This window comes from Selenomonas sp. F0473 (assembly GCF_000315545.1).
Taxonomy (GTDB): Bacteria; Bacillota; Negativicutes; order Selenomonadales; family Selenomonadaceae; genus Centipeda.
Map to the genome: position 1 here is coordinate 316,379 of NZ_JH992902.1, position 13,089 is coordinate 329,467.

Annotated in this window: 11 protein-coding genes and 1 tRNA gene; all 12 read left to right on the top strand. The window is 52.9% G+C overall.

Annotated features, from left to right (window positions below):
* Nucleotides 1-170 precede the first annotated feature (170 nt).
* The 12 genes from dprA to HMPREF9161_RS01530 all read left to right on the top strand — a co-directional run bounded on the left by dprA (nucleotide 171) and on the right by HMPREF9161_RS01530 (nucleotide 13,081).
* Nucleotides 171-1,262 carry a DNA-processing protein DprA gene (dprA, locus tag HMPREF9161_RS01480; protein ID WP_037348524.1) on the top strand — a complete coding sequence of 364 codons (1,092 nt, stop codon included), beginning with the start codon at nucleotides 171-173 and terminating at the stop codon, nucleotides 1,260-1,262.
* Entirely contained in the window at nucleotides 1,225-3,570 is a 2,346-nt protein-coding gene (gene topA, locus HMPREF9161_RS01485; protein WP_198002150.1) for a type I DNA topoisomerase, read from the top strand. The genes dprA and topA overlap by 38 nt, the downstream gene beginning before the upstream one ends.
* Nucleotides 3,567-4,880, top strand: coding sequence for a methylenetetrahydrofolate--tRNA-(uracil(54)-C(5))-methyltransferase (FADH(2)-oxidizing) TrmFO (gene trmFO, locus HMPREF9161_RS01490; RefSeq protein WP_009727905.1), 1,314 nt, complete (start codon nucleotides 3,567-3,569; stop codon nucleotides 4,878-4,880). Before topA ends, trmFO begins: the two co-directional genes overlap by 4 nt.
* A 16-nt stretch (nucleotides 4,881-4,896) precedes the next feature.
* Nucleotides 4,897-5,436: an ATP-dependent protease subunit HslV gene (gene hslV, locus HMPREF9161_RS01495; RefSeq protein WP_009727906.1), complete on the top strand. Its 540-nt coding sequence runs from the start codon at nucleotides 4,897-4,899 to the stop codon at nucleotides 5,434-5,436.
* Nucleotides 5,433-6,827 carry an ATP-dependent protease ATPase subunit HslU gene (gene hslU, locus HMPREF9161_RS01500; protein WP_009727907.1) on the top strand — a complete coding sequence of 465 codons (1,395 nt, stop codon included), beginning with the start codon at nucleotides 5,433-5,435 and terminating at the stop codon, nucleotides 6,825-6,827. Before hslV ends, hslU begins: the two co-directional genes overlap by 4 nt.
* Nucleotides 6,828-6,945: 118 nt before the next feature.
* The gene (locus HMPREF9161_RS01505) at nucleotides 6,946-8,292 is read left to right on the top strand and encodes a replication-associated recombination protein A (RefSeq protein WP_009727908.1); all 1,347 of its coding nucleotides are present in this window, start codon (nucleotides 6,946-6,948) and stop codon (nucleotides 8,290-8,292) included.
* 92 nt (nucleotides 8,293-8,384) lie between these two features.
* Nucleotides 8,385-9,179 (top strand): adenosylmethionine decarboxylase, encoded by a 795-nt coding sequence (gene speD / locus HMPREF9161_RS01510; protein ID WP_009727909.1) that lies wholly within the window; start codon nucleotides 8,385-8,387, stop codon nucleotides 9,177-9,179.
* Nucleotides 9,180-9,192: 13 nt separating this feature from the next.
* Complete coding sequence (locus tag HMPREF9161_RS01515; RefSeq protein WP_009727910.1) at nucleotides 9,193-9,753, top strand: helix-hairpin-helix domain-containing protein; 561 nt, start codon at nucleotides 9,193-9,195, stop codon at nucleotides 9,751-9,753.
* Nucleotides 9,750-11,399, top strand: a complete 1,650-nt coding sequence (locus HMPREF9161_RS01520) for a ComEC/Rec2 family competence protein (RefSeq protein WP_009727911.1) — start codon at nucleotides 9,750-9,752, stop codon at nucleotides 11,397-11,399. Before HMPREF9161_RS01515 ends, HMPREF9161_RS01520 begins: the two co-directional genes overlap by 4 nt.
* A 25-nt stretch (nucleotides 11,400-11,424) precedes the next feature.
* Nucleotides 11,425-12,177, top strand: coding sequence for a ComEC/Rec2 family competence protein (locus HMPREF9161_RS10025; RefSeq protein WP_009727912.1), 753 nt, complete (start codon nucleotides 11,425-11,427; stop codon nucleotides 12,175-12,177).
* 70 nt (nucleotides 12,178-12,247) lie between these two features.
* Nucleotides 12,248-12,967 carry an HAD family hydrolase gene (locus HMPREF9161_RS01525; RefSeq protein WP_009727913.1) on the top strand — a complete coding sequence of 240 codons (720 nt, stop codon included), beginning with the start codon at nucleotides 12,248-12,250 and terminating at the stop codon, nucleotides 12,965-12,967.
* Between the two features lie 37 nt (nucleotides 12,968-13,004).
* A tRNA-Pro gene (locus HMPREF9161_RS01530) sits at nucleotides 13,005-13,081 on the top strand.
* The last annotated feature ends 8 nt before the right edge of the window (nucleotides 13,082-13,089 follow it).

Genomic DNA, 13,089 nt, shown 5'->3' on the forward strand with positions numbered 1-13,089 from the left:
TTTTTTCATAGGAGGAATTCAATGGCGGATATCATTCTTGTCCTTCTTATTTTTTTAATGGTCTATTATGTTTTCGGAGACGAATTGTTTCCGCGATAAGATATATCTTCCGGAATAATCAGTTGCATTCTGATATGAATTTCGGTAATATGGGGAGCGTGTAAACCGCAGTGGAAGAACGATGGTATTTAGCGGCATTACTTCAGTGTCATAATATCGGCAGCGTTCGCATGCATCGCCTGCGCGCCAATGTTTCATCGGCACAAGATCTTTGGTCTATGACCGCGGAAAAGTTGGAAAGGACAAATATACTTACGGGTGTACTTGCCGAAAAACTCGCGCATCATACCCATAAAAATCCAGATTTGCCGCAGCAATTACAAGAGCGGTGTGAAAAGCTGGATATTGACCTGGTTACGATCGACGACGCACTTTATCCGCTGATCTTAAAGGAGATATTCGACCCGCCCGTTGTACTCTATTATCGCGGAACTTTGATTGCAGACGCACGTCGTATCGGCATTGTTGGAGCAAGAAAGTTTACGCCTTATGGGGAAGCCGCCGCCATGGAGTTTGGAAGTAAACTTGCCGCTGCCGGAGTGACTGTTGTCAGCGGTGCGGCACGCGGAATCGATACGCGCGCCCACCGAGGCGCCCTGCGTACCGGAAGAACTGTCGCCGTGCTCGGCTGCGGTGTAGACGTTGTCTACCCTCCTGAGAACCGACGCTTATTGGATCAAATCATCGAGTCCGGCGGGGCTGTGATTTCGGAATATGGTCCTTCCACACAGCCCTTGCCGGCATTCTTTCCGGCTCGCAACCGCATCATCAGCGGATTGTCCGAAGGGGTCATCGTCGTTGAGGCCGCACAACGCAGCGGCTCTCTCATTACGGCAGAGATGGCGCTGAGCGAAGGCCGCGAGGTATACGCCGTACCCGGCAGTATCTACTCCCCGCAAAGCGGCGGCTGCCATAATCTCATTCGGGCAGGCGCGCGACTTGTCGAATCAGCGAAGGAGATTCTCGAGGAGATGCAGATCGTACCGCCGCCCGCACGTCCTGCACGCCAGCGGCTGACCTCGGAAGAAGCCCGCATCTATCAAGTGCTGTCCCTCGATCATCCGCTCACGATGGACGAGATTTTGGATAGCCTGCCGGATACACTGACTGCGAACATCCCGCTGCTGCTGCTCCAAATGCAGCTCAAGGGAATCATTACGGAAAATGAAATGCACGCCTATCGGCGCGTCGAAAGGAACTGACGGATTGGCTACGACATCATCTGCACGCAGAACAAAAGCCGCAGACGGAAAGACCGTGAAAAAACCAACATCTGCGGGAAAGAAATCATCTGCAAAAATCCTTGTCATCGTAGAGTCGCCTGCGAAAGCAAAAACCATTGAACGCTATTTGGGAAAAAACTATATTGTCAGAGCATCAATGGGGCACTTGCGCGACTTGCCGAAAAGCCAGTTTGGCATTGACGTGGAAGATTCTTTCACCCCCAAATATATCAATGTACGCGGAAAAGGCGACCTTATTCGCGCGCTCAGAAAAGATGCGAAAGACGCGGATAAAATCTATCTCGCCAGCGATCCCGATCGTGAGGGCGAGGCGATTGCATGGCATCTCGCATTTATCTTCGGGGTCGATCCGAATACCAATTGCCGTATTGTTTTCCATGAGATTACTAAACCTGCAATTGAAGAGGCCGTACACCATCCGCGCCCTATCAATATGGAGCAGGTGGATGCACAACAGGCCCGGCGGATGCTCGACCGTATCGTCGGTTACAAGCTCTCACCGCTGCTCTGGCGCAAGGTGCGCAAGGGATTATCGGCCGGTCGTGTCCAATCCGTAACGGTGCGGCTCATATGCGACCGCGAGAAAGAGATCGATGCCTTTCATTCAGAGGAATACTGGACGGTTGAAGCAAAACTCAAAAAGGGCAAGAGCGCGTTCATCGCCGAGCTGACGCATGCGCACGGGAAGAAATCGGCACTGCGCAGCGAAGAAGAGACCAAACGCCTGACGAGCGATCTTGCCGTGCAGGAGTTCAAGGTAAAAGAAGTCAAACAGAGTGGGCGCCGAAAGAAAGCTGCCCCGCCGTTTACGACAAGCTCTCTCCAGCAGGATGCCGCGCGCAAGCTGGGCTTTACCTCCGGACGTACGATGATGATCGCGCAGCAGCTTTATGAAGGCGTGATTCTCGGACGCCATGGTGCGACCGGACTTATTACCTATATGCGCACCGATTCGACACGTCTTTCAAACCTTGCAATCGACGAGGCACGCGGTTATATCCGTGCAGAATATGGGAAGGAATATGTTCCCGCACGCCCCAACATCTATGCCGGCGGGAAAAAGGCACAAGACGCTCATGAGGCCATTCGTCCAACAAGTATTTTACGGTTGCCGTCAGAGGTGGAACCATATCTTAATCGGGATCAGCAGCGTCTCTATACGCTGATTTGGCAGCGATTCACTGCATGTCAGATGTCTGAAGCAGTCTATGACACGGTTTCTGTCCAAATCGAAGCAGGAGACTATCGGCTGCGTGCCCGCGGTTCCAAGATTAAATTTAAAGGCTATACCGCGGTTTATGCGGGGGCCGAGAGTATAAAAAAGGAAAAGGATACGCTGCTTCCCGAACTTTTTGTCGGCGATACGTTAGATCTCACCGCGCTGGATCCGGAGCAGCATTTTACCGAACCGCCGCCGCGCTATAACGATGCATCTTTGGTGAAGACACTCGAGGAGATGGAGATCGGGCGTCCCAGTACCTATGCGCCTATTATTGAAACGATACAGAAACGAGGCTATGTAGAACGCCGAGAAAAGCAGTTCCGCCCCACAGAGCTCGGATTTATCGTCACCGATATGCTGGAGGAGTATTTCAAGAATATCGTCGATATAAAATTCACTGCAAATCTTGAGGGCGAACTCGACGAGGTGGCCGACGGCACGCTCGATAAGAACGATTTGCTCCAAAAATTCTATACGCCGTTTGAAGAAACGCTCAAAAAGGCAGAGGATGCCATCGGGACCGTCGATCTGCCGGAAGAAGTGACCGATATCCCCTGTGACAAATGCGGAAGAATGATGGTTGTCAAACAGGGACGCTTCGGAAAGTTCTTGGCATGTCCCGGTTTTCCAGAGTGCCGCAACGCAAAGCCCTTGCTGCGCGACACAGGCGTGCAGTGCCCGAAGTGCGGCGGAAAAATCGTCGAGCGCAAGAGTCGGCGCGGCCGCGCATTCTACGGCTGCGACCTCTATCCGGACTGTGACTACACAACGTGGGATGAGCCGCAGCAGGAGGCCTGTAAGGTTTGCGGCGCCTTCATGCAGAAACATCGTTACCGCACGGGACGCGCCATTCTTTACTGCAGCAACGAACGATGCACTTCGCGGATTGGAAGTCCGATCGAAAAGGAGCTTGCCCGTCAGAAAAAAGCCGGGGAAACGGCTAAAGGAAACGGTGTGAAACAAAAGGAAAGGAAGAGCAAGTCTAAATCAAAACGGACATCCGCACAGAAAAAAATATCCCCCAAAAAAGGAACAAATACGTGAGAGATGTCATCGTCGTCGGTGCGGGGCTTGCGGGGAGCGAGGCGGCATGGCAGGCGGCGGCGCTTGGGGCGGAGGTCCTGCTCTATGAGATGCGTCCCCTGCGCACATCGCCCGCACACAGGACCGCGGATTTTGCGGAACTCGTATGCAGCAACTCTCTGCGCGGTGCGGGTCTCGAGAACGCGGTCGGCGTGCTCAAGGAGGAAATGCGCTGGCTCGACTCTCTCATCATCCGGGCCGCCGACGCGACGGCCGTACCGGCCGGGGGCGCTCTTGCCGTAGATCGCCGGAGGTTCAGTCAATATATCACGGAGCAGATCGCAGCGCATCCGCAGATCGAGGTGCGCCGTGCGGAGGTCACGGCGATCCCCCGCGCTGCGGACAGCGTTGCGGTCATCGCGTCCGGCCCGCTCACGGACGGCGCGCTAGCCGATGAGATTCACGCCATGCTCGGCGATGACGCCCTGTATTTTTACGATGCGGCCGCGCCGCTCGTAGATTTCGACAGCATCGATATGACGCGGGCCTACCGCGCCTCCCGCTACGGGAAAGGCGAACCGGCATATATCAACTGCCCCATGGACGCGCAGGAATACGAGGCGTTCTGGCAGGCGCTGATAGCGGCGGAAACAGCGGCGGCGCACGACTTCGAGAAAGAGATTTTCTTTGAGGGCTGCATGCCCGTCGAGGTTATGGCGGCCCGCGGGCAGGATACGCTTCTCTTTGGGCCGCTCAAGCCCATGGGGCTGGAGCATCCGGAGACGGGGACGCGACCGCATGCCGTCGTGCAGCTCCGGCAGGACAACGCGGAGGGAACGATCTACAACATCGTCGGGTTCCAGACACGCTTGACATGGCCGGAACAGCGGCGCGTCTTCCGTATGATCCCGGGCCTCGCACATGCCGAATTCCTGCGGTACGGCGTGATGCACAGGAATACGTTTATCAACGCGCCGCGGCACCTGCGCCCGACCTTCCAGCTGCAAGGGGAGGATCGGCTCCTCTTTGCCGGACAGATGACGGGTGTCGAAGGCTATGTCGAGTCGGCGGCATCAGGGCTCATAGCGGGCCGCAATGCCGCCCGCATTGCGGCGGACTGCACGCCCCTCGTATTCCCGCGAACCACATGTCACGGTGCGTTGGCACACTATATCACATCCTGCGATCCGGCACACTTTCAGCCCATGAACATCAACTTCGGACTGCTGCCTCCGCTTGCACATCTCCCGCGGCGCACGCGCAAGCCCGAGAAAAAACTTCTCATGGCAAAGCGCGCGCTTGCGGCTCTGGAGCAGTTCTGCACAGCATAACGGAAAGGCAATATTTATGACATTTCATGCGACCACCATCGTCGCCGTCAAAAAGGGGGACCAAGTCGCCCTTGCGGGCGACGGGCAGGTGACCTTCGGGGAACGCGCCATCATGAAGGCCACCGCACGCAAGGTGCGGCGCCTCTATCACGGGAAAATCCTTGCCGGGTTTGCTGGATCGGTGGCGGATGCGTTTACACTGTTTGAAAAATTTGAGACGAAACTTGAATCCTACGGCGGCAACCTGCAGCGCTCCGCCGTGGAGCTTGCAAAGGACTGGCGCACAGACAAGGTGCTGCGCAAGCTGGAGGCGCTGCTGCTCGTCGCGGACCGGGACAGCATCCTCATGATCTCCGGCAGCGGCGAAGTCATTGAACCGGACGGCGACTGCACGGCGATCGGATCGGGCGGGTTCTTTGCCCTTGCCGCCGCACGCGCCCTGGTCGCCCACAGCGCAATGGACGCCTCCGCCATCGCGCGGGAATCCCTTTCCATCGCAGCCGATATCTGCGTTTACACGAATCACAACATCACGGTGGAGGTCTTGGAATCATGAGCAGAATCGGGGTCAACGAACAGACGCCGCGCGAGATCGTTGCCGAACTCGACAAATACATCGTAGGGCAGCAGGAGGCGAAGCGCTCCGTCGCCGTTGCCCTGCGCAACCGCTGGCGCAGCCGCCGCCTCGACGCAGACATGCGCGAGGACATCATACCGAAGAACATCCTCATGATCGGCTCGACGGGCGTCGGCAAGACCGAGATCGCGCGCCGTCTCGCGCGGCTCGTGCGCGCCCCCTTTCTGAAAGTGGAGGCGACCAAGTTCACAGAGGTCGGATACGTCGGACGCGATGTCGAATCCATCGTACGCGACCTCGTCGAGACCTCCGTGCGCATGGTGCGCGGGGAAAAACTGGACGAAGTCCGGGAAAAGGCCGCCGAGAACGCAGAGGAACGGCTGATCGACGTATTCGTTCCCGCGCCGAAGAAGTCGTCCAACCCGCTCGGCAAGCTCTTTGGCTCCGAGGAAGAAGAACCGCAGGAAAATCCGGAGCCGCCGAAATATCAAGCGGGACGCGAATGGGTGCGCAAACGCCTGCATGCCGGAGAGCTCGAAGACGAGATCGTCGAGATTGAGATCGAGGAATCCGCCCGTCCTGTGGCGGGCATGTTTGCGGGTTCCTCCCTCGAGGGCATGAGCGACAATCTGCAGTCCATGATCGGATCGCTCGTGCCGAAACGCCGCCGCAAGCGCAAGGTGACTGTCGCGCAGGCACGCAAAATCTTTGCCGCAGAGGAAGCAGACAAGCTCGTCGATATGGATGTCGTGTCAGAGGAGGCGGTGCACGCGGCGGAATACAGCGGCATCGTCTTCCTCGACGAGATCGACAAGGTCGCCGTCAGCAGCGGGCATACCGCGGGCGCGGATATATCGCGCGAAGGCGTTCAGCGTGATATCCTTCCCATCGTCGAGGGCTCCACTGTCGTCACGAAGTACGGTCCCGTCAAGACGGACCATGTTCTCTTTATCGCGGCGGGCGCATTCCATATTGCGAAGCCCTCCGACCTCATTCCGGAACTGCAGGGGCGTTTTCCGATCCGCGTCGAACTCAAGTCGCTCGTCAAAGAGGACTTTGAACGCATCCTCACGGAGCCCAAGAACGCGCTCATCAAGCAGTACAGCGCCCTGCTCGCCGCAGAGGGCGTTGCGCTGACCTTCCGCCACGATGCGGTTGCACGGCTGGCAGAGCTGGCAGAGACGGTCAACGAGCAGACTGAGGACATCGGTGCGCGGCGTCTCTATACGCTCCTCGAAAAACTGCTTGAAGAACTCTCCTTTGACGCGCCCGATCTCGCGGACAAAGAAGTCGTGATCGACGCGGCATACGTCGACCGAACGCTTGCGGACATTGCCGTGGATCATGATGTGGCGCGCTTTATCCTATAAAATCAATAGGCACAGAAAAACGATTCGGACATTTTCTTTGAATCGTTTTTTCTATTGCCTCAAACTTATTTTTGTGCGATAATTCAGTATGAGGGATACTGTGCAGGGGGTGAGGCGCATGGACGAACAGCGCGGACTTTTTGAACAGACGGCCCATCAGCCGTTGGCAGAGCGCGTTCGCCCGCATACCTTGGACGACTTCGTCGGACAGAAACATCTCTTGGGCAAGAGGAAGATTCTGCGCAGGCTCATCGAGAGTGATCAGATTACGTCGATGATCTTCTGGGGGCCTCCGGGCGTCGGGAAGACGACGCTCGCGCAAATCATCGCCGCACATACGAAGGCAAAATTTATCACGTTTTCTGCGGTGACAAGCGGCATCAAAGACATCCGCACGGTCATGCAGGAGGCGGAGCGCCGGCGCGCCTACGGAGATCGCATCATCGTATTCGTCGATGAGATTCATCGCTTCAACAAGGCGCAGCAGGATGCGTTCCTGCCGTTCGTAGAAAAGGGCAGCATCGTGCTCATCGGCGCGACGACAGAGAATCCTTCCTTCGAGATCAACAGCGCGCTTCTCTCGCGGTGCCGCGTCTTCGTCCTGCAGGGACTTGCGCTCGACGATATCAAGGAACTGCTGCGGCGGGCCATGACACTGTCCCGCGGGCTGGGCGGCCTGAAGATCCGGCTTTCGGACGAGGGGCTGGCGGCCGTTGCAGCCTTTGCCAACGGCGATGCGCGCAGCGCGCTCTCGACACTCGAAATGCTGATCCTCAACGCAGACGAGAAAGACGGCGAAATATCCGTCACGGAAGAGAATCTTGCCCAATGTATTTCACGAAAATCCCTTCTGTACGATAAAACAGGAGAGGAACATTATAATCTGATCTCTGCGCTGCACAAATCGATGCGCAACTCCGATCCCGACGCGGCCGTCTACTGGCTTGCCCGCATGCTGGAGGCAGGGGAGGATCCGCTCTACATCGCGCGGCGGGTCACGCGCTTTGCGGCGGAGGACGTCGGCCTTGCCGACCCGCGGGCGCTGGAGATTGCCGTTGCGGCATATCAGGCGTGCCATTACATCGGCGTGCCGGAATGCAACGTGCATCTGACGGAGGCGGTGATCTACCTCTCGCTGGCGCCGAAGTCCAACGCGATGGAGGCCGCCTATTTGGCTGCCGCGGCAGACGCGCGGACGATGCTCGCCGACCCCGTGCCGCTGGTCATCCGAAATGCGCCGACAAGGCTCATGAAAGACTTGGACTACGGCAAGGGGTACCAGTACGCGCACGATTCCGAGGAACATATCACCAATATGCAGTGTCTCCCGGATACGCTCCTTGGCAGAGCCTATTACCGCCCGACAGAGCAAGGGATCGAAGGACGCTTTCGCGAGCGGCTGGAGTGGATCAAGAAGTGGAAGGCGGAGCATGCGCCGTGCGGGAAAAATGAACCGAAGCAGTAGACGAAAATAGAGGAACGCCATGACAGACGGCAAATACTTTTTGAACGGCTGACGGATTGATTTTTAAAAGCAGAAAGGCAGGAATTCCGGCGTTGGATGGAAAGCTGAAATTATACGGGTTTAATAATCTCACCAAGGCGCTGAGCTTTAATATTTACGATATCTGCTATGCGAAATCGGCGCGCGAGCAGCAGGATTACATCAAATACATTGACGAGCAGTATAATTCCGACCGTCTCACCAAAATTCTCTCCCAGGTGACCGACATGATCGGCGCGCGGATTCTCAACATTGCCAAACAGGATTATGAGCCGCAGGGCGCCAGTGTGACCATGCTGATTGCGGAGGAGGCCGCCGTTGTCTCCGGCAGCAAGACCCCTGTCAAGAAGGCATCCAATGCACCGGAAACGATTCTTGCGCATCTCGACAAGAGCCATGTGACGGTCCATACCTATCCGGAGTTCCATCCCGATACGAGCATCGCGACCTTCCGCGTGGACATCGACGTTGCGACCTGCGGAGAGATTACGCCGCTGCAGACGCTGGACTATCTCATCAGCCAGTTTGACTCGGATATCATTACGATGGATTACCGTGTACGCGGATTCACCCGCGATCTGCACGGCCGCAAGTTGTTCATGGACAGCAAGATGACGTCGATTCAGGAGTTTATCAAACAGGAGACGCTCGACGAATACGATGCGGTGGATATCAATCTCTATCAAGCGAGTCTCTTTCACACACGCATGCTGATCAAAGAACCGCAGCTGCAGAATTATCTCTTTAACACCGATGTGGACGAGATTCCGCCGAAAACGCGCCTGCTCATCAGCACAAGCCTGCGGCGCGAGATGATCGAGATCTTTAGCGGACGGAACGTCTATTAGGAGAGATGTTCATATGCCAATGTTCAAGAAATCACTTGCGGTACTTCTCATTCTTGTGGCTGCCGCTTTGGGCGGTACGATGTACGGGTATTATTCCGAACAAGAAACATTGACGCTTGATGCAGGAACGAACGTGCAGGCGGAAACGCCGCGTTCGGTAACGGTATATGTTTCTGGAGAGGTTAAGAAACCCGGACTTGTCACATTATCTGAAGGAAAGCGCGTTGCCGATGCGGTGAACGAAGTCGGAGGCGTCATTGAGACGGCCGATATCGACCGCGTGAATATGGCGGCGCTGCTTGAAGATGGCATGCAGATCCGTGTTCCGGAACGCCAAGGAACAGGGAATCATGCAGTTCCGGCTGCTGGTCAAAATACGGAAGGGCAGATCAATATCAACACAGCGAACGAAAAGGAACTGCAGACATTGCCCGGCATCGGTCCCGCAATGTCTGCTCGTATTATCGAATACCGCGAAGCAAACGGCGATTTTAAAAAGGTTGAGGACATTAAAAAGGTGCGCGGAATCGGTAATGCAAAATTTGAAAAATTAAAGGACAAGGTGACAATATGAAAACGGGGCAGCGGCAGCTCTCGTTTCTTATTGTACTCTTGCTAGCCCTTAGTTTTGGTATCCTTTGCAGCGCGTACTTTGATGTCCATTTTTCCATAGCGTTTCCATATTTTTTAATATTGCTACTCCTAGGCGGCGTTGCTTCTGTTATTCTAATCTTGAAAAAAAGCCCAACGACATGGATTGTTTTCGTCGGGCTTTTTTTCATATTAGGAATGTTTCGGTTTTCCGCCGCATATGAAATTCCGGCTTCCGACATTTCAAATAATGTGGGAAACGATGTGAAAGTAACCGGTATTATTACAGATCCTCCACGTATTACCTCGGATACGGACGGCAGCCAACGAATACGATATACGGCAGAAGTAAAAACAATATATGCTCATGGAAAAGAGCATGTCGGAAGTGGGCGATTATTTATATACGCACACATCCAGTCTATGGATGAACTGCCGTCGGCACATATCGGGGATCAGATTACTGCAGAAGGGAAAATACGCCGCCCGCACGGCTATCGAAATCCGGGGCAGATCGACACTGTATTTCTCCTGCGAAGTCAAGGGATTACCGCAACATTGCATGCTAGCCAAGGCGTCGTTTCGTTGACTCCTACAGAAAAACCGTCAATTTTTCAAAAAATAATGCGCTTTGCGGATACCGTTCGAACACACTATATTGAAAACATGTCAAAGGTGATGCCGCATAACGATGCCGCAGCCATCTTCGCCATGTTGTTCGGTGGATATGAAGGAATTCGTCCCGAATTATTGGAGGCGTTTACGACTACCGGGATCATCCATATTTTATCGGTTTCCGGATCGCACATCAGTTTGATTGCCGCGGCGACGGCTTGGTTAGTTACCATCCTACGGCTGTCTCCGTGGGTGAGAGCATTTTCTGTCATTACGGTCATTGGTGCTTACGTCGTATTAGCAGGATTGGTTCCGCCGGCCGTAAGATCCGGAATTATGGGCAGCGTTGCATTTGTTGGTCTCGTCATTGGGCGAGACCGCGATGCACAACGTATTCTCATTATTACTGGGCTTATGATGCTGCTTGTTTCACCTCTATTGTTTTTTCATATCAGTTTCCAACTATCATTTCTTTCAACGGCGGGACTCCTTTTTATTGCCCCCATACTATTTCGATGGATGAAGGGCTGTTCCGTATTTGTCGCAGCCAGCCTATCCATCACAATATCTGCACAACTTGCGACATTTCCGGTTCTCGCATGGTATTTTAACCAGATATCGCTTTCGTCGCTGCTATCAAACCTAATTGTTGTACCGCTTGTGGATATTATCATCGTTTTTGGGCTTTTAGGAGGGATCGCAGCATGGCTTATTCCTATCTTAGGGAAGCTGGTCTTTGCTTTTGACAGTTTATTACTTGGTATAACGTTTGAATTAACTCGTTGGATAGCACTGCTTCCCGCATCCAAGATTTGGGTGCCATCGGTGGGGATTGGCACCGGACTATGTTATTACGCTTTTCTTTATATTTTCTCCAAAAGAAATGAGAGAGTCCCTCATTTCGTCTATTCGCATAAGGAAAAAAACAATCGGAGTCTGCGTCTCCGCACTATGTATATTTTTTATTTTTCGATATGTTGTCCAACCGGCGGAGATGTCCGTCCACTTTATTGATGTTGGACAAGGAGATTCCGTTCTTTTGATTACGCCGCATGGCCACGCAATGATGTTTGATACCGGCGGAACAGGAGACGATAAGTTTGATATTGGAGCACGCGTGGATGTGCCGTATCTTTTACACTATGGGGTTCATGAAATCGACTATATCTTCTTATCTCACGCACATGCTGATCATGCGGCAGGAGCGGGGGCTATTCTCTCGCGTATTCCCGTAAAGCACGTATTCATGGCTGATGAAGGAATTGCATCATATGCCAGAAGTATGCGTATGAGCGACGGAAATCCGTTGCTTTTAAAATTCAGTAAATCGGAAATGGGACAGACCATTTCGGTGGACGGCGTTACAGTCGACACCGTTTATGCGCCGTCTTATGATAAAGCGGACAGCGCAACGGGAAATGAAGTGTCAAATGTTTATCTTGTTCGCTATGGAGATGTAAGTTTTTTATTTACCGGTGATTTGGTAAAGGAACATGAGGAAAAATTATTGAAGCTTCGGCCTAATATTCAAAGTGTAGTTGTTGAAGTGCCGCACCATGGTTCCGAGACCTCCAGTTCAGAAGCGTTCGTCAAAGCAACACATCCAATCTATGCAGTATATTCTGTAGGAGCGGATAATTCATTCGGACATCCGAAATCTTCGGTCGTGGATCGCTACGAACATATCGGTGCTAAAACACTGAGAACAGATAAAGACGGGGCTATCGTATTCCGGACCGATGGAAAGAAATTAACTTTAGAAACTTATGCTGCCGGACGGATTCTACACTAGCACATTGCGTACTTTTTTACTTTTATCTATAATGATTACTGGGATTACAACCATACGGAGTAAGGATATTATGAAAAATTGCGGCGTAGTTTTTGATGTTGACGATACACTGTATGACATGTCCATACCTTTTTCCGGTGCCTACCAAGCATTATACAGCGGTCAGAGTCATTTACCAATGCATAATGTATTTCTTTCCTTTCGTAGATATAGTGACGAACGATTCGATGACGCGCAAAAAGGAAAGATGACAATGGAGAGTTTTTATATCTATCGTTTCCGTATGACCATGCGTGAATATGGTATTCCCGTAACTGATAAGCAGGCATTGGAATTTCAACGTCTTTATATGAATTTGCAATATCGGATCCAACTGACGGATACGATGAAGAATCTTCTCGATCGTCTGCAAAATAACGTAAAAATCGGTATAATCACAAATGGGGATTCCGTTCATCAACGTCGAAAAATCAATTCACTCGGCATTTCTCACTGGATTCCGAAAGAGCATATTATCGTGTCGGGAGATCATGTATTCCATAAACCTGATGCACGTATCTTTCATGAAATGGAGGAGAGACTGGTTCTCCCTGCAGTACAGCTAATCTATGTTGGAGACGCTTTTAGTCTTGACATTGTAGGCGGGAACAATGCAGGTTGGCACACACTATGGTTTAATCACCGACATCGGAACAAACCGAATGGGTCAATAATTATGCCAAACATTGAGGTACACAGTGAAGAAGAACTCTCTGCATCCCTGTTAGACTATATAAAAATTAAAGCTTGATTTTTCTAAAAAAAATTGCTAAAATAACTACCGTTGTCGGGATGTGGCACAGTTTGGTAGCGCGCATCGTTCGGGACGATGAGGCCGCAGGTTCGAATCCTGTCATCCCGACCATTTATTTA

Coding starts and splice junctions, on each gene's coding strand:
- HMPREF9161_RS01520 (WP_009727911.1), top strand. CDS start 9,750: ATGAAAACGGGGCAGCGGCAGCTCTCGTTTCTTATTGTACTCTTGCTA.
- topA (WP_198002150.1), top strand. CDS start 1,225: ATGAAATGCACGCCTATCGGCGCGTCGAAAGGAACTGACGGATTGGCT.
- HMPREF9161_RS01505 (WP_009727908.1), top strand. CDS start 6,946: ATGGACGAACAGCGCGGACTTTTTGAACAGACGGCCCATCAGCCGTTG.
- hslV (WP_009727906.1), top strand. CDS start 4,897: ATGACATTTCATGCGACCACCATCGTCGCCGTCAAAAAGGGGGACCAA.
- HMPREF9161_RS01525 (WP_009727913.1), top strand. CDS start 12,248: ATGAAAAATTGCGGCGTAGTTTTTGATGTTGACGATACACTGTATGAC.
- hslU (WP_009727907.1), top strand. CDS start 5,433: ATGAGCAGAATCGGGGTCAACGAACAGACGCCGCGCGAGATCGTTGCC.
- HMPREF9161_RS01515 (WP_009727910.1), top strand. CDS start 9,193: ATGCCAATGTTCAAGAAATCACTTGCGGTACTTCTCATTCTTGTGGCT.